20 protein-coding genes are annotated in these 23480 nt (G+C 53.7%); 4 read left to right on the forward strand and 16 right to left on the reverse strand.

What is annotated here, in order from left to right; all coding sequences use genetic code 11:
* Nucleotides 1-183 precede the first annotated feature (183 nt).
* From EDC14_RS24500 to EDC14_RS24515, 4 genes are all read right to left on the reverse strand, one after another.
* The gene (locus EDC14_RS24500; RefSeq protein ID WP_165908294.1) at nucleotides 184-756 is read right to left on the reverse strand and encodes a class I SAM-dependent methyltransferase; all 573 of its coding nucleotides are present in this window, start codon (nucleotides 754-756) and stop codon (nucleotides 184-186) included.
* Nucleotides 757-1147: 391 nt separating this feature from the next.
* On the reverse strand, nucleotides 1148-2509 hold the full coding sequence (locus tag EDC14_RS24505) for an MATE family efflux transporter (protein ID WP_132017430.1): 1362 nt from the start codon (nucleotides 2507-2509) through the stop codon (nucleotides 1148-1150).
* A 180-nt stretch (nucleotides 2510-2689) separates the two neighbouring features.
* Nucleotides 2690-3502, reverse strand: a complete 813-nt coding sequence (locus EDC14_RS24510) for an amidohydrolase family protein (protein ID WP_132017432.1) — start codon at nucleotides 3500-3502, stop codon at nucleotides 2690-2692.
* A 397-nt stretch (nucleotides 3503-3899) separates the two neighbouring features.
* Nucleotides 3900-4289 (reverse strand): iron chaperone, encoded by a 390-nt coding sequence (locus EDC14_RS24515; protein ID WP_132017434.1) that lies wholly within the window; start codon nucleotides 4287-4289, stop codon nucleotides 3900-3902.
* 489 nt (nucleotides 4290-4778) lie between these two features.
* Between EDC14_RS24515 and EDC14_RS24520 the strand changes: the two genes are divergently transcribed.
* Nucleotides 4779-5321, forward strand: coding sequence for a GNAT family N-acetyltransferase (locus tag EDC14_RS24520; protein WP_132017472.1), 543 nt, complete (start codon nucleotides 4779-4781; stop codon nucleotides 5319-5321).
* Nucleotides 5322-5437: 116 nt separating this feature from the next.
* On the opposite strand, the gene EDC14_RS24525 is transcribed toward EDC14_RS24520, so the two are convergent.
* Nucleotides 5438-6652: an FprA family A-type flavoprotein gene (locus tag EDC14_RS24525; RefSeq protein WP_132017436.1), complete on the reverse strand. Its 1215-nt coding sequence runs from the start codon at nucleotides 6650-6652 to the stop codon at nucleotides 5438-5440.
* Nucleotides 6653-6999: 347 nt separating this feature from the next.
* On the reverse strand, nucleotides 7000-7869 hold the full coding sequence (locus EDC14_RS24530) for a nucleoside deaminase (RefSeq protein ID WP_132017438.1): 870 nt from the start codon (nucleotides 7867-7869) through the stop codon (nucleotides 7000-7002).
* Nucleotides 7870-8117: 248 nt separating this feature from the next.
* Here EDC14_RS24530 and EDC14_RS27100 point away from each other — a divergent pair, with 248 nt between their 5' ends.
* Complete coding sequence (locus EDC14_RS27100) at nucleotides 8118-8411, forward strand: hypothetical protein (protein ID WP_207930789.1); 294 nt, start codon at nucleotides 8118-8120, stop codon at nucleotides 8409-8411.
* Nucleotides 8412-8497: 86 nt separating this feature from the next.
* Here the strand turns inward: EDC14_RS27100 and EDC14_RS24535 are convergent, their stop codons facing one another.
* The gene (locus EDC14_RS24535) at nucleotides 8498-8959 is read right to left on the reverse strand and encodes a hypothetical protein (RefSeq protein WP_132017440.1); all 462 of its coding nucleotides are present in this window, start codon (nucleotides 8957-8959) and stop codon (nucleotides 8498-8500) included.
* Nucleotides 8960-9109: 150 nt separating this feature from the next.
* Between EDC14_RS24535 and EDC14_RS24540 the strand changes: the two genes are divergently transcribed.
* The gene (locus EDC14_RS24540; protein WP_132017442.1) at nucleotides 9110-9982 is read left to right on the forward strand and encodes an AraC family transcriptional regulator; all 873 of its coding nucleotides are present in this window, start codon (nucleotides 9110-9112) and stop codon (nucleotides 9980-9982) included.
* A 247-nt stretch (nucleotides 9983-10229) separates the two neighbouring features.
* Here EDC14_RS24540 and EDC14_RS24545 read toward each other — a convergent pair whose 3' ends face one another.
* From EDC14_RS24545 to EDC14_RS24565, 5 genes are all read right to left on the reverse strand, one after another.
* Nucleotides 10230-10853, reverse strand: a complete 624-nt coding sequence (locus tag EDC14_RS24545) for a coiled-coil domain-containing protein (RefSeq protein WP_165908295.1) — start codon at nucleotides 10851-10853, stop codon at nucleotides 10230-10232.
* A 64-nt stretch (nucleotides 10854-10917) separates the two neighbouring features.
* Nucleotides 10918-11103: a hypothetical protein gene (locus tag EDC14_RS24550; RefSeq protein WP_132017446.1), complete on the reverse strand. Its 186-nt coding sequence runs from the start codon at nucleotides 11101-11103 to the stop codon at nucleotides 10918-10920.
* 47 nt (nucleotides 11104-11150) lie between these two features.
* Nucleotides 11151-12845, reverse strand: a complete 1695-nt coding sequence (locus EDC14_RS24555; RefSeq protein ID WP_132017448.1) for a methyl-accepting chemotaxis protein — start codon at nucleotides 12843-12845, stop codon at nucleotides 11151-11153.
* 277 nt (nucleotides 12846-13122) lie between these two features.
* A complete protein-coding gene (locus tag EDC14_RS24560) occupies nucleotides 13123-13911 on the reverse strand; it encodes an undecaprenyl-diphosphate phosphatase (protein ID WP_132017450.1) in 789 nt (262 codons plus the stop codon).
* Between the two features lie 76 nt (nucleotides 13912-13987).
* Entirely contained in the window at nucleotides 13988-14743 is a 756-nt protein-coding gene (locus EDC14_RS24565) for a TVP38/TMEM64 family protein (RefSeq protein WP_132017452.1), read from the reverse strand.
* A 395-nt stretch (nucleotides 14744-15138) separates the two neighbouring features.
* Between EDC14_RS24565 and EDC14_RS24570 the strand changes: the two genes are divergently transcribed.
* A complete protein-coding gene (locus EDC14_RS24570) occupies nucleotides 15139-16725 on the forward strand; it encodes a pentapeptide repeat-containing protein (RefSeq protein ID WP_165908297.1) in 1587 nt (528 codons plus the stop codon).
* 13 nt (nucleotides 16726-16738) lie between these two features.
* Here EDC14_RS24570 and EDC14_RS27620 read toward each other — a convergent pair whose 3' ends face one another.
* The 4 genes from EDC14_RS27620 to EDC14_RS24585 form a co-directional block, all read right to left on the reverse strand.
* Nucleotides 16739-16867 carry a hypothetical protein gene (locus EDC14_RS27620; protein ID WP_279388796.1) on the reverse strand — a complete coding sequence of 43 codons (129 nt, stop codon included), beginning with the start codon at nucleotides 16865-16867 and terminating at the stop codon, nucleotides 16739-16741.
* Between the two features lie 198 nt (nucleotides 16868-17065).
* Nucleotides 17066-21529: an efflux RND transporter permease subunit gene (locus EDC14_RS24575; RefSeq protein ID WP_132017456.1), complete on the reverse strand. Its 4464-nt coding sequence runs from the start codon at nucleotides 21527-21529 to the stop codon at nucleotides 17066-17068.
* Entirely contained in the window at nucleotides 21526-22809 is a 1284-nt protein-coding gene (locus EDC14_RS24580; RefSeq protein ID WP_165908298.1) for an efflux RND transporter periplasmic adaptor subunit, read from the reverse strand. The genes EDC14_RS24575 and EDC14_RS24580 overlap by 4 nt, the downstream gene beginning before the upstream one ends.
* A 144-nt stretch (nucleotides 22810-22953) precedes the next feature.
* Nucleotides 22954-23394 (reverse strand): MarR family winged helix-turn-helix transcriptional regulator, encoded by a 441-nt coding sequence (locus EDC14_RS24585; protein WP_132017460.1) that lies wholly within the window; start codon nucleotides 23392-23394, stop codon nucleotides 22954-22956.
* Nucleotides 23395-23480: the final 86 nt, after the last annotated feature.

The following is a 23480-nucleotide window of genomic DNA, read 5'->3' on the forward strand; positions in this document are numbered from 1 at the left end:
GCAATTGTTGGTGATGAACCTCGAAAAGAGGCTCCGGCTTCTTTGGTTCATTTTTTTCAAGGTCCGTTTTGGGCTTGCTCATGGAACTTGGGGGGGTCGCTGAATCGGCTTTTTGAGGGCGTTTTCCCCTGTTCAGCGAACCCTAAGTACGAACCAAGGGTTCCCGGTACAACCCGCTGGCGATCAATTCTTGGGTGCCCGGTTTAAAACTCGCAATTTCGGGGAGATGAAACTCGGGTTCATCCGGCTGGTATTTCCGGTAATATTCTTGGACTGCCTCGAAGAAAGCGCGATCTCCGCCTGCAACATGATGATACTTAATGATACCGAGATATCCGGATGGAGTAAGAAGCTCATAGGTCCTTTGAAACCGGGTTTGGGGATCGACCAGTGAAAAGCCGTGAACGAAACGACCAAATCAAATTTTGCAATGGGCGGTTCCCAATCTTCGAACTTTGACTCAATCACTTCCGCTTGGCAGTCTTTTAGATTCCGCTTCAATATTGCCGCCATTGCGGGGCCGGGTTCAAGCGCAACCACCTGAAGCCCCCGTCTGACAAGCTCAACTGTGGCAATACCGGTACCCGCCCCAATTTCTAAAACCCGGGCATGGTTCGGGAGATTGGTCAGCTTTACCAAATCAGCGAACAAGCTTTCCGGATAACGAGGGCGGATTTCATGATAAAGCTCCGCGACTTCATTAAAGGTTAAAGCGGCCTCCGCCACCTGGCTTGACTCCTTTTCATTGTTTTGCAAGATGAAGGATCCTTTCGATGATTCTTTTTGGTTCCCTTCATTTTCATGATCAGTTACAGCATAAATCGCAATGAGTAACGGTCAATGACATCTTTTTGGCAACCGCTTTGAGGATAAGGGATCCGTTTGAACGGCCCAATGAGATCGTTTTGTGGATAAAAAAGATCTTTCAGTCGCTCAACAAGCTCTTTTTCGGAATAATGAGCTCTTTCTGTGACTCAATGAGCTCTTTCAGTCGCCCAAAGAGCTCATTTTTTGAATAATTGATCTTGAATGAAAAATTAACAATTCTTCATGGGATCCATCGTATTCCCCTGTTCCCCTTAGCTTTTCAAAGCGGGACCATTGATTCCGCTAAAATATTGGCCCAGATGGCCTCGGCATCTCACGTTTATAATCGTTGGACTGCGGCCTTTCCTCTTATATATTTTTGCCGTTTCATATACCAGAAATAATACGGCACCTCCACCAGCAGCATCACGCTCCAGCCGATGGCGCAGGCATAGGCCGCTCCGGCGATCCCCCATTGCGGAGTCAATAAATAAACGAAGATCACTCGCAGTCCGGTCTGGATTGCGGTTCCCAGCAAGGTAACGCTCATATTGCCCATGCCGCGGAAAAAGCCCTGAATGCCATTGGTGAAGGACGGAAATAGATAAAAAACCGCCATCAGGCTGAGATAGTCGGTGCCCAATTCGATGATCCGCTGATTTCCCGCAGTGACAAACAACCCCATCAGCGGCGTTTTCAAAGTAGCAACCACGGAACAGATCAGGACCCAGTATCCGAATTCCACCAGCAGGCCCCGCCGGAAGCCTTGGACGATCCGCTCTTGTTGCTTCGCCCCGTTATTTTGCGCTACAAAAGTGGTAATGCCCTGGGCAATGCTCTGTTGCGGGGTGAAGGCGTAATCATCCACGCGGTTGACTGCGTTAAAGGCGGCGATCATATCGACACCCATGGGATTGATGGCTCCCTGAATCAACAGCTTGCCAACGGGCTGACAGGATTGTTGCAGCGCGGTGATACTGCCGTATTGCAGAGTTTTCCGTAACAATGGACGATCAATCCGCAACTCATCCTTTTTCAGCTGCAATAAGGGTATGTTTCGGTAAACGTAAACAATGCACAGGAGCGCCGAGGTGGCTTCGGCGATCACCGTCGTGGTCGCCGAACAGACAATGCCGAAACCCAAACCGCCGATAAAAATCAGATCCAAAACCGCATTGAGCACAGCGGAAAACGCCAGAAATTTCAAAGGCGTTTTCGAATCGCCGACACTTTTCAGCGCCGCCGCGACGGCGTTATAGAAGTAGGTAAACGGCGTGCCCAAGAAGGTAATCCGCAAATACACGGTCGCCTGATCCAAGATCTCGTCCGGCACGCTCAAAGCCTGCAACAGCGGTTTGGCCGCCACAATCCCCAGGGCGGCCACCACCACGGAAAAGAAAAAGCCAAAGACGGTAGTCGTCGCGATCTCTTTCTTCAACATGGCCTCATTTTTGGCGCCAAAGAATTCGCTCATGAGCACCCCGGCGCCGATGCAAACGCCGGAAATGCCGAGAATCACGATATTCATCACCGGGGTGGCCGTGCCGACCGCCGCCAAGGCGTTCTTGCCGATGAACCGGCCGACGATGATCGAATCGACCGCGTTGTAGGTGAGCTGAAACAAATTGCCTAGAATCAAAGGAATTGCATAAACCAGCAAATGTTGAAGAATATTCCCTTCGGTCATGCGAACTGTGGCCATCGTGATGTTCCTTTGTATCGGGTTTGAAAACGAACCTTTTCATGAAGATACCTATCTGTTTTGCATCCCCGAGCCGTTGTGGATTGTATTCAAAGAATTGACATTCGGCTGCAACTTTGCATCAAGACTGAACCCGCCTACCGGCTTCTGTTGCATAGCGTTCATCCGCTCGAGTCCCTGTCAAAGACCAAGATTATAAATCCGGTTGGCGTTGTCAAAAAACACTTTGTCATGATGCTTCGCCGGAATGAGATGCGCGACAAACTCAATATAATTGGCGATATTCGCCAGCGGCCAATCCGTGCCGTACATCAGGCGGTCATAGTTATCCAGGTATTCGAGCCAGGTTTTTAAGAAGTCAATATAGCCGTGCTTTTTTGCGAAAAAATCCGGCATGCTGTCGATCCGGCCTTCCAAGATTCCCGAAAGGTCGGCGGCCACGTTTTCATTCTTCTCCATTACCGCGACGGCGTCCACCAGCCAGGGATTGCCGATATGGCACATCACGAACTGAACCTGCGGATAGCGCACCGCGGCCTCGTCCAAGACCAGGGGATGGCTGTATTTCAACAGGGCATTGCTGGTGGCTGTCATCCCGGTATGGACGGCCACCGGTTTTTGATACTCCATTGCCAGCTGATAAAACGGGTCGACCACCGCATCGTAAATAAAAAAATTATTGTAGCCGGGATATAGCTTAATGCCCACACAATTCTCTCGTTGCAGATGTTTTTCCACCAAATCGGCCTGCCGCACTATCTCTTCCGCTTGAAAACAAGTGCTGTCCAGCCCGACGCAATAGCTGAGATCGTCAGGGTAATTGTGCTCGCTCAACTGCAGACTACGGTTGCCCATGACCACGCCATGAACGATGTCATGGGCGGCATATTCTTTTTTCAAATGGATAACGGTATTTTGATGGCCCGCCGATTCCGCGATCTGGTCAAAGTAAGGCTCCTGGCAGAAGTGGATGTGCGCATCGATAATCTTCATGAGGCATTCGTCCTTCCTCGGCTACTTTCTTAAATGTCTATTATTTCCGGCCTGCGTTATCCGCAGCCTGTTTTTTGGCGAGTCACACTTTATTCTTTATCATACCATCAGAAGCGTGATTAAACAGCAACATCTTTGCGATATCGGATGAAATCCGATTGCCAATTCCATATCATGATCTTTGGCAGAAAAAAGGCTTTCTATTTCCGATAATCCGCCGGGGTATCACGGACCGGAAAACAGCGAATTTATATAAGTTGAAATAAATTTTTTGAATAAGCTTTTCTATCCGTAAAGCATGGCTGGAAAAGGACAAACCGCGGTATTTATTTCAACTTATGAATCAAGGAAATACGTTGCAATGATTTTGAAGGTACCAAAACTTATTGCAACATATTTAGCGCCTCTTTTTTCCTCTATTTTCCGCTTGCCCGCGATTTTCAGCGACTCTGAAGGCGACAATTTCACGTATCAACTCATAAGGCAGCGGTTTGCCGATGGGAAACTGTACCGCCCCTTTGGAGTTTTTATACTCCGACAACCTGTCCTTGAATGCGGCGATGCCGCTCGTACCCGGATAAAATCCGATATGATTTTTATGAGCCGCAAAATGCACCAGATTTCCGTGAAAAACAAAAGTCGGCATCTGCCAGCTGATCTTCTCTGCCGCATCCGGCGCCGCCTCGTGGATGACTTTCCGCAACGAAGCGAGGCTTTCCCGGACTTCGGAAGGAAACTGCCGAATGTATTCGTCAATGGTCGTTACGGGAAAATCGTTTTCTGCCATGGTTTCTCCTCCCCATGCCTTTTCGGGCACTCTTTTTGAGCCCTGGATTTTTTCGCTTTCGGTTTAAGCATGCCCCATACGGGCGTTTTTTTCACATCGTTCGCCGATCTCTTCTAACTTCATCTTTATTGTACAGGATTTCATCCTGCTTTGCAGAACATTATTGGGGATTGTCAAATCGAACTATATGCAACGACATTATTTGAATCCCATGATTTGCGAAAAACGGTGAAGTGTTCGTTATTTTCGCAAATCATATACACTAAGGATTCATGTCGTTGCATATAGAACGGCGGTCGCTCACATCCGAAACTGAGCGATGAGTTGACCCGATGAGCGGCGGCAATCCATATCATCCAAACGATAGCGTCTTGTCTACCGTTCAGTTCCAACCGATAACACCGCTAGAATCAAAAAATTTTCAATCTCGCCTGAACACGGTAGGGTTCAGCATTCTCCGAAACAGCTGAGGTGATTGATTTGCCGGAAATGGAGACCTACAGGCTCGTCATTCGCAGATTTAAAGCGGATGACTGGCAAGATTTACATGAATATCTTTCCCAGGAAGCGGTGGTTCGCTTTGAGCCCTATCCGGCTTATAACGAAGCGGCTTGTAAACAAGAAGCCTTCAAGCGTTCGCAAAGCGACTCCTTTTGGGCGGTTTGCCTGAAAGGGCAACCTAAATTAATTGGCAATCTCTATTTCCAACGTCAAGAGCCCCCGGAATTTCGCACCTGGGAGCTGGGCTACGTTTTTAATCCGCAATATTACGGGAAAGGATATGCGACCGAAAGTTGCCGCAGAATTTTGGATTACGGCTTTCAGGAGTTGCAGGCGTACCGGATCATTGCGATGTGCAACCCCGAAAACGTTGCATCATGGCAGCTATTAGAACGTTTGGGCATGCGCAGGGAAGGACATCTGCGCAAAAATATCTTTTTTAAATATGACCCCAATGGCCAACCGATTTGGAACGATACCTATGAGTATGCGCTGCTCTCCGAGGAATGGGCCCATCATTCAAGGGACTGATCCCGGTCATTTTCATCATTATTTACCAAGACCCCCGGCTCTCCAACCGGGGGTCTTTTGATGCACTATTTTCCTTGAAAAAACGAATTATTCTAAATTTGCACAAGCGCCGCGCCTCAGCCCAACTGCCGGACAGAGGCGCAAATCGCCTCGGCCAGCTGGTCCAAGGCCGGTTCCTGCTCCGGTTTCATGGCGGAGTTGATCTCGAAAGGCGGAGCGATGATCTCCATGTTCTTCATGCCTTCCACCAGCCCCCGCAGCGCCTTGACCACCACCCCCGGAGCCCAGGTATAATTGCCGACCAGCGCCACTTGGCGGTTTTGCAACTGCAGACCGGCCATATCCCGGAGCAGCGCTTCCATGACAAAATACAAGCCCATGTTATAGGTGGGGGCGCCGAAGACGAGGTGGCTGTATTTCCAGGCGTCCGCGATAATGTAAGACGGATGGGTCTTGGATACGTCGTACATCCGCAGGTCGGAAAGGCCTTTCTGGGACAGCTTGGCGGCCAGCACATTCATGGCATTTTCGGTATTGCCGTACATCGAGGCATAGATGAGCACGACGCCGTTTTTCTCCGGCAAATATTTGCTCCAATGATCGTACTTGTCCAGGATATAGGAGAGATTCGAACGCCAAACCGGCCCGTGCAGCGGGCAGATCATCCGGATCTCCACCCCGCTCAACTTTTGCAGCGCCGTCTGGACCTGCATGCCGTATTTGCCCACAATGTTGGCGTAATAACGCCGGGCCTCCTCCAAATAGACGGCTTCAAAGTCGGCCTGGTCGCTGAATAAGTTGCCGGATAAGGCGCCGAAGGTACCGAAGGCATCCGCCGAAAACAGAATCCGCTCGCTTTGCTCGTAAGTGAGCATGACTTCCGGCCAATGAACCATGGGCGCGAAAAAGAATTTCAGAGTATGCCGGCCCAGGCTGAGCTCATCGCCTTCCTGGACGGCGTAAAAGTTCTTTTGGAGCGGGGCCTGGTAAAACTGTCCGATGAATTGAAAGGTCTTTTTGTTGCCGACGATCTTGACTTCGGGGTAGCGCCGGACCAGTTCTTCGATGTTGGCGCAGTGATCCGGTTCCATATGGTTGATGACCAGGTAATCAAGCTGCCGGCCATTCAGGACATGCGTGATATTCTCCAGAAACAGCGCGCTGATGGCGGAATCCACCGTGTCCATGAGCGCGGTCTTTTCATCCATGATCAAATAAGAATTGTAAGCAACTCCATGGGGCAGGGGAAACATATTTTCGAACCGTTCCAGCCGGCGGTCATTGCCGCCCACCCAAAAAATCTGCGGGGTGACTTCTTGTACACAATGCATGGTCCATCCTCCTTGGCGCCTCGAATTATGCGGTGGAGACGATAACTTCTTGATTTTAATAGATTATTATAGCATAAGAATGGCTTTTTTCCAACCTGGTTCGACATGCGGCCAGAGAATGGGAACGAGTGAAAGTAGCTCTTGAACCGCGATTGGGTAGACCCCCACCCTTCGCCAGTTTCCGCTCATCTCCCGGGGCAGTTCCCCTCAAAGTTCGGGATACATGGCAATTGCTGTTTTTGATTAAGGGTCCCAGTGATGAAGGAATCTCCGGCCGGTAGATAGCGGTCTGCCCCACTCCGGCAGCAAAGGCCGATCACCACAGTTTCCGGTTCGCAAGCAAGTGATCAGGCGTTGATAAAAATCATTTCTTCACAATACGCTGTGTAAGGTCTTAATCGCTCATAGTTTCTTGAAAAGCTGAGCCGCGGATCGAGTTGTTTTATCAATGTATCGGTAGACTTTTCATTCATTTTCCGGCATAGGATCCTCGTGTCGATTCCCAGGATTTTGCACGCTTCCAAGGTGGGACAAAAATTTTGGGAATGAAAAACAATTTCTCGATCGGATTTTTTTATTATCGGCGCTTGTTCCTCGGAAATTCCAAACTTCGCCAACAAAAGCTGGTAGCCGGAATTCAATATATCTTGCCGGTCGATGAATTGAAAATCGTTGCGATTCTCATGAAACCATTTCACTCGCTTCTGCGTTGATTCCGCGTTCAAGCGGCAGAGTTTGTCATCATCAGCACCTCGTAATTTTTTAAGCTCCGCTCGGACATCCGCGCGGTATAAAATGGAGCATTCATCGTTCAGGACACCGGCTTCGGTTTTTATTTCGGCTTGCGCCTTTTCAAACAATTCCCGGCAATGTAGAGCGATCCTCTTCCTTCCCTGGGCCATTGCTTCCTTTATCGAATATCCGTAAGCAATATGCGATATTTTTGACCAAACTATCGCGGTAGCGCACATCGGGCACGGCTCATGCGTCGCGATCATGATGCATCCCGTCAGATCCCTCCCCAATCTTTGAGACGCGGCTTTGATCGCGTTCATTTCCGCGTGCGACGTGGGGTCGCTTTGATCATTCTCTGTATCATGGGCAGTTGATACAACTTGGCCATCCTTGATGATAACGGCGCCAAAACCATGATTCCCTTCGCGCAAACTAATCCTTGCCTCGTCGAGAGCCATTCTCATATAGCGATTCAGTTCCATTCCAATTCCTCCGGGAAAAAGCTAAATATCATTATAGAATATCACATCTTTTTCCAAAAATCATCGATTAATCGCGCCATCCTTAGCCAAATTATGAATCAGACCGGTCCAAAATAAGATGCAGGTCGAGGTTTGAAAGCCTGACGTTCCCCCGGCATCAAGGGAACTGCTAAAATATAGGATATAGGAATTCGTGAATCGAGCTCTTTTTTAAAACAACAGGCACTCTTCTGAAGCTCAAAAAACAATTGGGTTACAGCCGAAAAACAGCACCTTTTGCTTTGATCACAACATGCCTATTAGGCCGGGCTTACCATCGTCGGCATACATTTACCGCGCCCGATCTGGAATATGCGATCAATCGTCTGCTGCACAATGCCGAAGATTTCGAATTTGCTGTATGGTATCGGCATTTATCGCTCACGAAATCGGAAGCAGTGGCGACGCTTTCCCAGCAATATCCGGAAAGGATTATGCAATTTGAGGAAATTGAACAAAACAGGCATTGGCGATGGCCAATGCCTTTACTAAAGGTATTATGAATCAGCTCCCGGCGCTGTTCTAAATCGGGCGGGGCTGCGTATCTTCAACCTGTGCCGTAAAAACCGGTTTTGGTCTTAACCCAATCTCAATTCCAGGCCCGGTTTTTACTCTCGTTTTTCCTGAAAAACCAGGCAGTAAAGCCCCACCAGGCTAAAAATATGAAAGGGCCCACCAACCGGAGAAATGTGAGATTGAATGCTTCCGATATGCCCAAGTTCCTTATGACGTCGCCGAATCCGACGCTTATCCCGGAGAATGCCAAAATATAGCCATAGCGAAACCATTTTCGGACCGGTAAAAATACGGATCGAATATCGCGATGATAGAGAGTTCCGCTTCGCTTTCCAAAACGTTTTGAGAATTGGGCGTAATATGAAGCATAGAGAAGTCTCTCAGGTGGAACGGCCAACGCTGATTTGCTCTTCACCGCTTTACTTTTGAGTCGCTTTGGTTCAAACACGCCTATTCCCGCTCTCTCCCGCCTCTCCTGTTGCCCCTCTCCCGAAGGAAATTTCTTGTCGGGATCGAAATGTAATTTTTTGATCATATAAAGCCGCGACGCACCCGTTTATTTTTCTCCTCTGAAAGAAAAGGAATTTGGCCCGAAGCGCCCACATATCCGACATAACGGTGCATCCAATGTCGGATAGGGCCGGCAAATTTCTGCTATGCTATTCATCGAAGGAGGTGAGCGCTCATGGGATTGTTGGAAGGAATGAATGACGCCCTGCGTTATATCGAAGAAAACCTGGCCGGGGAGATCGACTTCAACGAGGTGGCCCGGCGCGCTTATTGTTCGGAATATCATTTTACACGAATGTTTTCATTCCTGGCAGGCATTACACTATCGGAGTATATCCGGCGCCGCCGCCTTACCCTCGCTGCATTCGAGCTTCAATGCAGTGATGTAAAGGTCATCGATGTGGCGGTCCAATATGGGTATAGCTCGCCCGACTCGTTTACCAGAGCTTTTCAAAGCATGCACGGCATCACGCCGTCCGAGGCCAGGAAAAACGGCCAGACCCTGAAGGCCTATCCCCGAATGACCTTTCAATTATCCATTCAAGGAGGCGATGAGATGAATTACCGAATCGTAGAAAAAGAGGCATTCCGCATCGTGGGCATCATGAGGCGGGTCCCCATCATCTTTCGCGGCGTGAATCCGGTGATTGCCGCCATGTGGAAGAACCTGACCGGCGACACCATCAATCAACTGAAGAAACTCTCCAATGTCGAACCTGTGGGACTGCTGCAAGCCTCAACCCATTTTTCCGAAGGCCGGATGGAGGAAAAAGGAGAACTGGATCATTATATCGGCGTGGCGACGACCAACGGGGGTCCGGACAACTTGACCCAGCTGGAAGTCCCCGCCTCGACCTGGGCGGTATTCGAGGCCGCCGGGCCATTCCCCGATACGCTCCAAAATGTCTGGGGACGCATCTACTCCGAATGGTTCCCTGCCGCCAATTATGAACTCGCCCCGGGCCCGGAGATCCTGTGGAATGAGCATCAAGAGGTTACCGCCCCGGATTTCCGGAGTCAGATCTGGATCCCGGTTGTAAAAAAATAATAATGAAACCGCAATGGCCTCAGCTTGCTTCGGCAAGATTCGAGGCCATTGGCAGTTAAATTGGCTACTAAAAAGGGTATTGCTATCCCGCCTTGAGGCGCTCAATCCACTCTCCTTTTCAAGCGTCGGCCACCTTAATTCTCGCTCCGCAACTGCCCCGCGCCTTGGCGATAAAATACGGTTATCAAAAAAAAATGAGGGACAATAAAAAAACCCGTCCGTAATGGACGGGATGTTTTACTTTGGTTTATTTCACTTGTTTTAAAATGGCTCTCGATTCCGGGTTGAGTTTAATGATTTCCCCTTCAATATTATCAAGCCGGTTGCTCATCTTCACAAGGGACGGTTTTATAATATCCATATCTTCAATCAGTCCATTGGTTTTCACTTCCAATGAATCGACCTTTGTTTCCAAAGAATTGACCTTTGTTTCTAACGAATCGACTTTGGTTTCCAACGAATCAACCTTGGTCTCTAAGGAACCGACCTTGGCTTCCAATGAATCGACTTTGACTTCTAACGAACCGACCTTTATTTCCAATGAGTCGACTTTGGTTTCCAACGAATCAACCTTGGTCTCTAAGGAACCGACTTTGGCTTCCAATGAATCGACTTTGGTTTCTAATGAGTCGACTTTGGTTTCTAATGAATCGACTTTGACTTCCAATGAATCGACCTTGGCCTCTAATGAGGTAAGCCGGTTATCCATGCTTTTGAGGGTAGGCTTGACAATGTCCATATCCTCAATCAAGCCATCTACCTTCTGTTTAATCTCTTGCACTTCATGGCGAAGCGCATCTTGACCCTCGCCAAATAGCCGAAATTTTGATAATAAGTCTTCGAGTAGTACCGCTACTTTATGGTCATCCACGGACATTGCCCCCTTCAATTCAAAATTCTATTTTCCACATTCAGGTTCCAATTTCCTCTTCAGTTTAAAATTTCTTTTCCAGAAAGAAGGGTTGGAAAAATGAACCGCGAGGTGTTTCCATCCAACGCTCTACCCAGTTAGTGGAAAGAACTGCTTCAATTATCGAAGCAGTTCTTTCACTAACCATGCATCCGCAGATCAGCGGGGAAACTTCGCGGGTTCCGGCATAGTCCGGATCGCCAGAAACCATCATTCTCCTTAACGGCGGAAGGGCTCAATTCCGTAAAAAAGGCTTGCCTATGATTGGGCTTTGATCTCGAAGACCGTCACCGACTGTTTCAGGTTGTCGGCGATGGCCGCCAGATTCTCCGCCAGGGCGCTGACCTGTTGCACCGAGGCGCTCTGTTCTTCGGAGGTGGCCGAGACCTCCTCGGTATTGGCCATGCTCTCCTCGCTGATCGCCGCGATCGTGTTAATGGCCTGGATCACCCGGTCGTTGCTGGCCGTCATCGTCCGGGCCGATTCCGCCACCCCGTCGATCTGCTCCAAATTCTGGGTCAGGGCCTTGAAGATCCCTTTGAATTGGGTGGTGGCCTGGCCGGTCAGCTCGCGGCCCTTCTCGACTTTGCCCAGCTCTTCATGGATGGCAGCCACAGCGCTCTGAGTCCGTTCGCGCATCTCCACCGCGAGTTTGGCGATCTGGCCGGCGGCGCGTTTCGATTGTTCCGAGAGTTTGCCGGTCTCCTGGGCGACCACTTCAAAACCCTTGCCGTACTCGCCGGCGCGGGCCGCCTCAATGGCAGCGTTCAAAGCCAGCAGCGTGGTTTGTTCGGCGATTCCCGCGATCACCGCGGTAATCTCGCCAATCTCCTCCGACTTATGGTGCAGTTCATCGATGACCCCGGTCACTCCCTTGGCGGAGTGATAAATCTCCTCGATCTGTTCGGTGATCTCCTTGGTGAAATGCTGGCCGGTCTTGGCCGATTGGGCCACGGTCTGCGAAGCCGCGGCGATATGGGCGGTATCATCGGTAACCTTCCGCACCAGTTCCGACAGGTGCTCGATGGTGACGACCGCTTGGTTGGTATGATTGGCCTGCTCAGTGGCACCCACCGCCAATTCTTCCATGGCCGTAGCTACTTGTCCGGCGGAGCGGCCGGTCTCGGAAGCGGCGCTTTTCAGCTCCTGGCTGGCGAGGAAGAGGGCTTGGGCCTGGTCATTAATGCCCCGGACCAACTCCCGCAAGCCGGCGATGGCTTGATTCAACCCCTGAGCCATGCCGCTGATTTCAGCGCAGCCCCTCACCGGAACATCCCGGGTCAGATCGCCCACCGCCAGCGCTTGAGTGGCCGCGTGCATCGCCTGCAACGGCCGGGAGATCGAGGCCGCCACCATCAGGCCGAGCAACAGCGAGACCAGGAGGCTGACGCCGAGGATGGCTACGGTGATGAACTTGGCGCTGGTGGAGTAGGAAGCGGTGTTGGCGATGGTGCCGATGGCCGAATTGCGGATGGTGTTGGATAAGGTATTCAACTCTCCGTCCAGGTAGTTTAAGTTCAGGTCCAGCCGCTGATAGTTTTCAAGGGTAACGGGTTCGGCGAGGATGATCTTGGTCTCCTCCAGCCGTTTGAGGAATGATTGGACCGTTGCCTCCTGTTCGGCCTGGAGATAGCCGATCTTGGCGGCCATCTGATCGGCCACGGTGGGAGACACCGAAAACAGGGCCGAATTCGACAAGCCCCCCAGATAATTGCTCCGGATCTGCTGCAGATCCACTTTGACGGCAGATATATTATACAGATCCCGGGTACTATTATCAAAGACCCGGCTGGATTGGTTGTACAGGGTGTCGATGATGGTGATGCCCAAGTAGCCTTGGACCAGCAGGAACGCGGTCATGACTCCGATAATCATGAGGATCAGCGGTAAGATCTTCCGCTTGCCGAGAAACCCCTGGCCGATCTGAAACAGCTTGGCAAATGGATTGTTCATGGCGAGACCTCCCTGTCGGGGAATGGTTGGTTTTCTTTGAAAATTCCTTGTTAATTTTTAACATTGTATTACCAGGTCCCAAGGTTGTCAATGATCTCCCTGAAAATTTAAAAAAACCCTAAGAAATGGGAGATGGCTTGACGCGACGCCGCCGGAGGCATATCCTTCCCGAAGCGGTAGCAATGCTTTCAGGCAGCGGCCCGCCCGGCGATCAACAATGCCGGGAGGATTTTCCCGGCATTGTCCCGTTCGGATGCAACTCCTTCCGTTCCGGCTGTCAATGGCGGATCAGCCAGAGGGCCATCACGCCGAGTCCCACCGCCAGCCGGTACCAGACGAAGGGCAGAAAACTGCTCCGCCGCAGCCAGCGCAGGAGCAGTCCGATCACCAGGAATCCGACCAGCGCCGAGGTGGCGACCCCGACTCCGAACGGCAAGGTAAAGGCGTCCGGTCCCAGTTTGCGCAGATTGAACAGGCCGGCCCCGACGACAATCGGGGTAGACAAGAGAAAGGAGAAACGGGCGCTCTCCTCCCGGTCCAGCCCCACCAGCAAACCGGTGGTCATCGTAATACCGGAGCGCGACACGCCGGGCAGGATGGCAAGGCCTTGCGAGAGCCCGATCAGCAGGCTTTGCCACAGGTTCAGATTCTCACTCTGGCCCCGTTTGACGCCCAAGCGGTCCGCCAGGTATAATCCCACGCCCATCACGATCATCAGGCATCCGATCAGCGCCGGATCACGGAAGACCGTCTCGGCCTGTTTCTCAAAGATGAAACCGATCAATGCGCCGGGGACCGAGGCAACCACCAGAAACCAGAACATCCGGCCTTCCCGGGTTCGCAATCCTTCGCTAAAACCGTGCCGGAACAGGATTAACCACTCTTTCCAGAAAAAAGCGACCACCGCCAGCAAGGTGCCGAGATGAAGAGCGATATCAAAGGATAAACCGGGGTCGGGCCAATGCAAAATCCAGGGAAGCAACACCAGATGGGCGGAACTGGAGATCGGCAGGAATTCACCCAATCCCTGCGCCAAGCCGAGAATAAAAGCTTGAAAAACCGTCATGACCACCCGTCCATTCCGTGCGAAGCACGTATTTTAGCTATCGGAGCATGACCCAATCAGCGGTCGAGCCATTTTTTCAGCGGCCCTCTTCCGGCTGAGTCTGTTTCAACTCCAGCTCATCGGAGTTGCGCGGCTCTTTGGCATGAAAATGCCGGTGCAGCCATTGGATAATGCTGTCTTTCTTCAGAAACCCCACCAGGAATAAGAGGCAGGCGATGACGGAAACGATGATCACCGGCAAATACCGCTGCTGTTGAATATGGGATCCGACGAATGATGAAGCCAAAATTCCCGGGAAACGGGCCAAGGTGACGGTCAGGAAAAACTTGCTCGGCTTGATGGGGGTGATCCCCGCCAGGTAGGTGAGGATGTCCTTGGGGATGCCGGGGATCAGGAAAAGCAGGAACATCGTCAGTTCCGCCTTGGGTTTGTTCATTAAGAACTCAAACTTGGCCAATTCTTGCTGCGGTAAAAGGATTCGCAGCAGCCTGTAGCCCAACAGCCGGGCGATATAGAACGCCGCCACCGTGCCGCAGAGAATGCCCAACGTCGAGTAGACCGTGCCGAGAAAAGTCCCGTACACATACCCGCCGGCAATCTGAATCAGCTCTCCCGGAATGGTCGCCACCACAACTTGTACAATCTGGAAAAAGATAAAGACCAAAACGCTAATGGGACCGTACGCAGTGAGCAATTCCCGGAATTGCCGCGGTTTGCGGAAGAGTGCGGTGAACTCCGCTCCATAACGGATCGTAAGGTAGATGATGAGTATGGCAAAGACAGTAAGTAGAACGCTATTGAGGAAAATAAGGATTTTCTGTTGTCGCTCCATGGAACCTCCCCGCTTCTTGATGGGTTTTTCAAAAACTATCTTTCTATCTATCGCTGGGTCGAACGAAGATCTCTCAAGGCCAGAACAGGAGAGGAACCCGAATCCACTTCATTTCCGGTTGCCTGTCCGCAAGGCTCCGCTGTTGCCCGGCTTCCGGAAAGGAAAGCCCACGGGGATCTTCATCCAGCGTATTTATATTACCATATATAACGACCCTGGAGCGAAAAGATTTCGATAAATCTCAGCTTGGCTGACCGGATTTGGGAACCCGGGAGCGGCTTGATTCATAGGATAGTGAGGCAATGTCCCGAAACCATCACCGCGTTGGCATTCAGCATTTGCTTTGGAGGCGCCGTAATGGCCGGGACCTTCGGCGACGATCGAGGCGCATACGGATGGCAGAACCAATCCTGCTGGAGTTAGTCAGACAAGGAGCCGCGGCTTGGAATCAATGGCGGAAGACCCAAACCAGCGACACCATCTTCGATCTGCGCGAAGCCGATCTCAGCCGGCTCGATCTCAGTTCCGCCGATTTGAGCAAAGCCAACCTGTTCCGGGCCAACTTATGCGGAGCCATTCTGCAAGAGACCAATCTGACCGGCGCCAACCTCGCCGAAGCCAATCTGGAGAAAGCTTGTCTCCCCGAAGCCAATCTGCAAGAAGCGGACCTGAGCTCTGCCCGGCTCTATGGGTCCTGCCTGCATAAAGCCGTTCTTTCCCGGGCCATCCTGCGCCAGACCGATCTGAGCGAAGCAGCGCTGCAGGAGGCCCAATTTCAAGGTGCGCACCTGGAAAAGTCGCGACTCGTCAAGGCCAACCTGGCCGGAGCGATTCTCGATGCCGCTTGTCTGCAAGAGTCGGACCTGAGCGAGGCTTTCCTGCGGGATAGCCAGTTACCCCAGGCGCATCTGGAAAAAGCCAACCTGAGCCGGGCGGATCTAGTCGGCGCCAATCTGGAGCACGCCTATCTGCAAGGAGCGGTTCTGAACCACAGTGATCTGCGTAACGCCACGTTTTCCTATGCCCGGTTGAATAATGCCGACCTCCGCAACGCCAACCTGCGCAATGCGCGACTGTCCCACGCCGTTCTGGAAGGAGCGGATCTGAGCCACGCTCTGCTTAACGGCGCCGATCTGGATGATGCCTCCCTGCAAAAAGCGATATTACGCGGGGCCGATCTGCAAGCAGCCACCCTCATCCGGGCTCATTTGAACGATACCGATTTTACCGACGCCAATGTCGGCGGAGCGAAAATGCAAGGGGCGAAAATCGTCAATTGCCGTTTTACCGGGGTCAACTTGTCGGCCGCGATCTTTGGCAACCTGGAGTCGGCCGGTCCGCCGCTCCATCAAAACCCGGCTTTCATCGAGCTGCGCCTCAAAATTACGTTCTACTCCCCCGCTTGCTTTGCCAGCGGGTATCGCTCGAAGATCAAGGTATTCCTGGTCCCTGAGCCGATCAATCAGGTCGGCTGTAATCCCGTGGCCCTCCGGACGGCCTTGGCAAAACTCCTTAAAGAGCCAAAACAGATCGGCCTGCGTTTGAGCAATTCGGCCCTGGGAGTTTCGGTGCTGCGGGAATTCCCGCTCCGCCAGCGGGGCTACAGGAAAGTCTTGTCCCTGAAACCGGCCTTAGCCTGCCCGCCAGGCAGCTATGACCTTTCCTTAGCCATTATCGACCTTCAGCAGTGCCTTCCTTTGGAGAACAAGGTTATCTCCGTTAAAGTCAAAGGCTCACTGGCCGGCAGGCTTTCCCGCCCCCATTTTCTCCAGTGGCTTGGCCTGCTCTGCAGCGCCGGAATGCTCTTAGCAGGGCGATTCTTGGCTGTTTCAGGATTCTCCCGATCGGTGTACGGTTATTCCATCATCTTGGCGCTCGGCACCGCCTTTCTCCTTTGCTGCCGCCGTTTTTTCCGGCTCTATCGCAAGCGTAGCGGGCCAATCCTTTTTAAATGCACCGTGAAATATCCCAATATAGGATGAACTCATTCCGCCGCTAACGGCGCTCCGTTTCTCGGTCCGCCTCATCCAGTGCGCGGCTGGCGGCGCTCAACCGCCCCATCGTCAGGATACCCAGCAGATAACTGACCCAACATAAAACGATCACCCAGCCCCATCCGATCACGCGCTTCACCCCCGTAACAATATATTGCCCCAATTGTTGCGTTATTCCCCTTGTCCAAAAATTGCTAACAGTTCTCCGTTTTACGGCAGTCAAGCCCTTTCCGGCGAAAAAGCAGAAAAGCCCGCCGCCATTCGGCAGCAGGCTTGGAGCCATGGTTATTAACCTTCAATCAGGATTGGAGATCCGCGATTCGGCGGCTTAAAATTGATCGGCGCGCAATTCGCCGGTGGCCCGGAGCAGATTCACCTGATACACGTAGAGATCGCTCTTGGCCTGCTCACAATCGATCTCCGACTGGTTCAGCACCACCTGGGCGTCGAGTACATCCTTGACCGTGGCCATGCCGACCCGCAGCTTGGCCTGGACCGAATCATAATAGGTCTGGTTGTAAGTGAGCTGAAGCTGACTGCTGCGGACCTTATCCAGTTGATTCAGGTAGCTGTAATAAGCGTCCTGCAGATCATAAGAGGCATTCTTTTCGGTCTTGCGCAGGGCATCCCGGGTCTGATCCCGCAATAGCAGGGCCTGCTTCTCCCGCTCCTCCCGGACCTTGCCGTCGAGGAAGGTCCAGCGCACCGTGACCGACAGCGTGCCATACTCCGGTTCACCATCAGGGCCGCTGTCGAAGAAACGCACCGGAACCAGGCTGGCGTCGCCGGCGACGGCCCATTCGCCGGGCGGATTGCTGCCGCTGTAATTGGTCAGCGAGAGGTTGCTCTCAAAATGTTCCCGCTGCAGATTCCAGTTGAAATTGATTCCTAGCCGCTTGGCCAGGCCGGCCAGCTTCAGGTTGATCTCCGCCCGGGTCAGGGCTTCCTGGCCCAGCTTCAGATCCGGCCGGTTCTTGAGCGCTCTTTGATTGAGATCATTCAGATCCAGAGCGCCGGAAGCCTGTTCGATCGGAGCCAACTCCAGCTCCGTCTCGGAGGCCAGCCCCAGCAATTGCCGGAGCTTGAGGCGGGCCAACTGGTAGAGTTGCTGGGAACGGTTCAGGTTGGTCTCCGCCGTCGCCAGTTGGGCGGCAGCGCCCGTATCGTCGCTGATGGTGGTGAACCCAAGCTTGGACCGGGCTTGCACCTCGTTATAGAATGCCTTGGTCCGCTCCAGGTTCTTGATGGCGATCTGCCAATCCCGGCCGGTCGAAAGTTCTTTCTGATAAGCGGTCACCACCTGGTAGATCAACTGCTGTTCCAACTGGTCGGCATTGAGCAGGTTCGTCTTGAGATTGGAGGCGGCGATCTGGTCCGACAACGATTGGACGCCCTGCAGGTTGGCCAGGGGGATCGACTTGGCGGCGGTGATCTTGAGGCCGGAGTCGTCATTGCTCGACCTGCCGCTGGGCGGAGTGGTATCGGTCAGTTCCGAGTAAACTTCGACCCCTTTCCCGCCGATGGTCTCCCTGTACTGCGACTGGGCAAGCTCCCGGGATTGGCGGATGCTCTTGCCATCCTCCCCGTTTTGCAACGCCAGACCGATCGCTTCCTTCAGAGTCAGTTGCTGGGCTGCGGCGCGGGCGGTTCCGGGAAAGATCATTCCCGCTAATAACAGGATGACCAGCACTCCGACGCTGACAGCCGGTTTCGCCTTGCGGACCTTGAAACGGACCAGCAAGGATTCGAGCGAGATAAAAATGACCGGGATCAACACCAGGGACAGGACGGTCGAGAAGATCAGGCCGCCGATGACTGTCCGCGCCAAGGGCGTTTGCGTCTCGGATCCTTCCCCTAGGCCCAAGGCCATCGGGACCAGACCCAAGGCCGTGGTGGCGGTGGTGATCAGGATCGGCCGCAAACGGGATTTGGCTCCGTTCAATACCGCGTCGCGCAGATCCATTCCTTGGTCAATCAGGATCCGGATATAGCTGATGAGAACGATGGTGTTGTTGACCACGATCCCGCCGAGCATGATCAGGCCCAGATAGACCTGGCTATTGATATTCGTATCGGTTATCAGCAAGGTGAGCAACACTCCTCCCAAGGCAAAGGGGATCGCCAGGATAATCACGAACGGGTCGAAGAAGGATTCGAATTGGGCGGCCATGACCATATAGACCAGGAGCAAGGAGAGCAGAATCGCCACTGCCATGTCCCGGGCCGATTCCTGCTGCTCCTGGTAGTCCCCGGAATAATAAACCATTACGCCGGGCGGCAAGGATAGCGTTTCCACGGCCTCCTGAACATCTTGCATGGCCCCGGCCAAATCCCGTCCCGCGCTCAAGCTGGCCTGAACCGTAATGTTGCGTTCCTGGTCTTTCCGTTCGATACTGACCGGGCCGTTAGTCTGAACGATCTGCACCACATTGGACAACTGCACTGCTCCTCCGGAGCTGGTGGGAACCATAATCCGCTGCAGATCCTGCCAACTCTTCCGATCGCTCTCCTGGAGAAATACCCGGACATCGGTTTCATCGCCATTGACCCGGTACACCGTGGCAATGTCGCCATCCATGTTCGTCTGAATCGCGGTGGCGATCCGGGCCGCGGTAAGTCCCAGATCGGCGGCGCGCTTCCGGTCGATCCGCATCGTCAGTTCGGGCCGGGCCTCTTCCCGCGACATATTGACATTGGAGAGGCCGGGAATCTGGCTGAGTTTATCCATGATCGCCACTGCAGCCTGCTGGGATAGGGCGGAGTCTTTGCCCCGGATATCGACAGCCACCGGGAACTGCGAACCGCCGTAGAACATCCGCATGCTGCTCTGAGCATAGATCCGCAGTCTGGCGCCGGAGATCTGCAACTTGGCGGTCAGATCGTCCACTATCGCCTGGGTGGTCCGTTTCCGTTCGTCCCGCCGCTGCAAACGCAGGGTCAGAAAGGACTGGTTGGGCGAATTGCTGGAGCCGGACCGGCCGCCGACCGATACTTCCATGTGCTCCAATTCCGGAACCAGCTTCGTAATCTGCTGTTCCAGGTTCTGGCTGTTGTGATCGGTCTCCTCCAGCCGGGTTCCGGTCGGCAACTGCATCGTGACGGAGATTACGCCCTCATCGGTCGCTTGGACCAGCTCGGTCCCGATGAAGGGATAGAGCGCCAACGTTGCGACAAAGATGAGCCCGCAGACCCCGGTGACCAGTCCCTTATGGCTCAGGCACCAGTCCAAGGTCCGGACGTAAGCGTTTTCCCAGCCGGCTTGGAGCCGGTTCAAAAAACCGCCGAGCCCCCGGGATTCCGATTCGGAATCCAGATCGCGGCCGCGCAAGAATTTGGCGCAGAGCATCGGGATCAGGGTTACGGCCACCAGCAACGAGCAGAGAATCGAGAAAATGACAATAAAGGACAGCTCTTTAAAGATAATCCCCGAGCGTCCGGCGATATAAAGCAGCGGAAAGAAAACACAGATATGGGTAAGCGTCGAGGCGGAGATGGCCGGTCCCATCTCGCTGGTTCCACTGAGCGCCGCGGCTGCCAGGCCGTCACGGTTTTTGTGGTAGTGGCGGAAGATGTTGTCGAGGACCACCACCGCGTTATCGACCAGCATCCCGACGCCCAGCGCCAAGCCGCCCAATGAAAAGGTGTTTAAGGACATATTGGAAAAATAGGCCAGCATCAGGGTGATGACGATCGATACCGGCATCGCCACGCCGATGATCAGGGTGGCCCGGATATTATGGAAGAAAAAGAGCAGAATCAGCGCTGCCATCACTCCGCCGATCATCGCCTCCCGGGAGACGCTATGCACCGCCCGGCGAATATAAATGGAATCGTCATTCAGAACCCGCAGGCTAATCTGGGGATAGGCCCGCTGCAGGCTCTCGATGGCGCGGTACATTCCGTCGGCCACGGCAATGGTATTGAATCCGGAACGTTTTTGGACGGAGATCTGAATTCCCGGTTTGCCGTCGATCCGGACATAGGCGGTGGTCGTGGCGTACCCCGGTTCCACGGTGGCCAAGTCCTTCAGATAAACCGGGATGTTATTCCTGGTGGTGACCACGATGTTGCGGATCTCATCCAAGCTCTGGAACTGTCCCTGGGTCCGCAGCAGAAAATCGCCCACGCCCACCGCCAGGTGCCCGGCCGGCTCCATGGAGTTCTCATTGCTCAGGACCGTGGCCACCTGATCGGCGGCGATTTCCAGCGCCTGGAGCCGGTCTTGTTTCAGATGAACCTGGATCTCCTCGCTCTGGCCGCCCCGGACATCGACCCGGGCCACGCCATTGACTTTCTGCAGTTGATAACTGAGTTCGTCGTCCGCCAGTTTCCGGAGGGAACCCGCGTCCAACCTCGTTGAGGAGAGTCCGATGGTCATCACCGGCGACTGGGAGGGATCATACTTGAAGATCGCCGGGATGTCGGCATCATCGGGCAAACGGCTCTTGACCCGGTCGAGCGCCGCCCGGATATCGTTGGTCGCTTCGTCCAGGTTGAGTCCCCAGTTGAAATTGACGGTCACCCGCGAGGAACCTTCCTGTGACGTGGAGGTGATCGACTTGACCTGATTGACGCCGGAGACGGCCTGCTCAATGGGGATGGTGATTAATTGCTCGATCTCTTCTGGTCCGGCTCCGGAATAACTGGTACTGACATTGATCGCCGGATACGTAATCTGGGGAAACAGATCGATCGGCATTTTGGAACTGCTCAAGATTCCCAGCACTCCGAGGGCCAGGAAGAACATGGCGGTTGTGATCGGCCGTTTGATACAGAAATCAGTAATCTTCACCGGCCGCCACCCGCTTTCCGGTCCGATTCCGCCGGCCGGCCCGGTTGGCCCGGCCGTTGTCCTGGGTCATTCCCCGGCGAGCTGCTGCCTCCGGCGTCCGCTCCGCGCTGCCGGCGGCCGTCGCCGCCGCCCATCAACTGTACCGGTTGGCCGTCCCGCAACCGGTTCTGGCCGAGGACCACCACCGGGTCTCCCGCGCTGATCCCGGCGACGACCTCAACCCGGCCTTCGGCCATCAGCCCCAACTCCACCGGGCGGAAACGGGCCATATTTTTCGCTGCCACAAAGACTCCCTGCCGGCCGTCCTGATTGACTACGGCATCGACTGGAACGACCAGGGCCGCGGTTTTCTCACCCAGCAGGATTTCGGCGGTTCCAAACATGCCCGGCAACAGTTTTCGCTCGGGGTTCCGGATCCGGGCCGACAGATTGAGCGTCCGGGTCTGGGAATCATACGTGGGGGCCACCTCGTCGATCTGGCCGCTAAACCGCTGCTCGCCGTAAGCGTCGGTTATAAAAGCGACTTGGGTATTCTTGCGGAGCGCCGGCGCATCCTTCTGGTCGACATGGAAGACCAGTTTGACCTGGCTGAGGTCGGCCACATTCACAATGGTCGATCCGGTGGTCAGGTTCATCCCTTCCGTGACCAGCTTGTGAGTGACCACGCCGCCCGTGGGACTGTAAACCTTGGTCTGATTGAGCTGCAACTTTAAGAGATCATAATTCCGTTCCGCCCCGCGCAGCTGGGACCGCAAGGCATCCAAAGAGGCTTGGGCGGTTTTGTAAGCGTTGTCCACATTTTCGAAATCGCGTTGCGATATATAACGCTCTTTCAATAGCTCCTGATACCGGTCGCGGTCGGCTTTACTCTGGGCCACATCCAATTCGGCCTGGTGGATATTGGCCCGGGTGCTCCCGAGGCTGGCCTCGCTCTGCTGCAGCTGCAGCCGGATGGACTCGTCGTCCATCACCGCCAGGAGCTGTCCCTTATGCACGGTGGAGCCTTCATCCACGAGCAGCGAAACCAGCCGGCCGCTGATGCGCGGTTGCACCGCGAGCTCATTGTCGGCGGTGATGTTGCCGACCATTTTCAGGGTCTGCCGGATCGGCTGCGGCTGCACCGGTACGGCCCGGACCATCGGCACCGAGCTCCGGGTCTGATTCTTCTGCTGGCTGGCTTGGGCCAGCAGAGTCTGATTTTGCACGATCTTCATCCGAATTCTGTAGCCGACCAGTCCCACCAGGACGATCGCCAGGACAATCAAGATCCATTTTCTCACGCCAAGGCCCCCTCTGTAAGATCTCACAGCAGCATGTTCATTGGTTATTGATGGATAGACGACATCAGTCGCGAAAAAGTTCAGGCGCGGTACCGGGAATTTCTTCATCCCGCACGCCGGCGCCAGGCCGGGGCCCGGCCCATTTTAGTCCGGGCGTTCCAACCCCTGATCGCAAATGGTTTGAAGCTTGCCCAGCAACTGGATTAGGCTGGCCGTCTCCGCCGCCGATAACGGCGCCAGCATCTCCATGACATAATGGTTGTGGTCCGGCACGACCCGGCTCCGCAGCGCCCGGCCGGCGCCGGTCAGTTGCACCCGGATGACCCGGCGGTCTTCCCGGTCCCGTACCCGCTCGACCAGTCCCCGCTGCTCCAGATGGTCGATGAGCGCCGTGATGTTGCTGTTCACCCGGAGCAACCTCTGGCTTAACTCGCTCAGCGTCAGGACCTCCTCGCCCAGGTTGCGCAGAATGCCATACTCCACGCCCGACAGCCCGTAGCGGTCCAGGTCCCGTTGCAGGAGCTTGCCCAATTTCCCACTGACTTGAATCAGCGCCCGTTTCAAAACTATCTTTTGCTCTTCCAAATTTCCCCCTTATTTCATTCGAAAATATTTCATCTATGAAATATTATAACATATTCCTTCATCCCCAATAAAAAGAATGACGCTGA

Source organism: Hydrogenispora ethanolica (assembly GCF_004340685.1).
GTDB classification, from domain to species: Bacteria; Bacillota; UBA4882; order UBA8346; family UBA8346; genus Hydrogenispora; species Hydrogenispora ethanolica.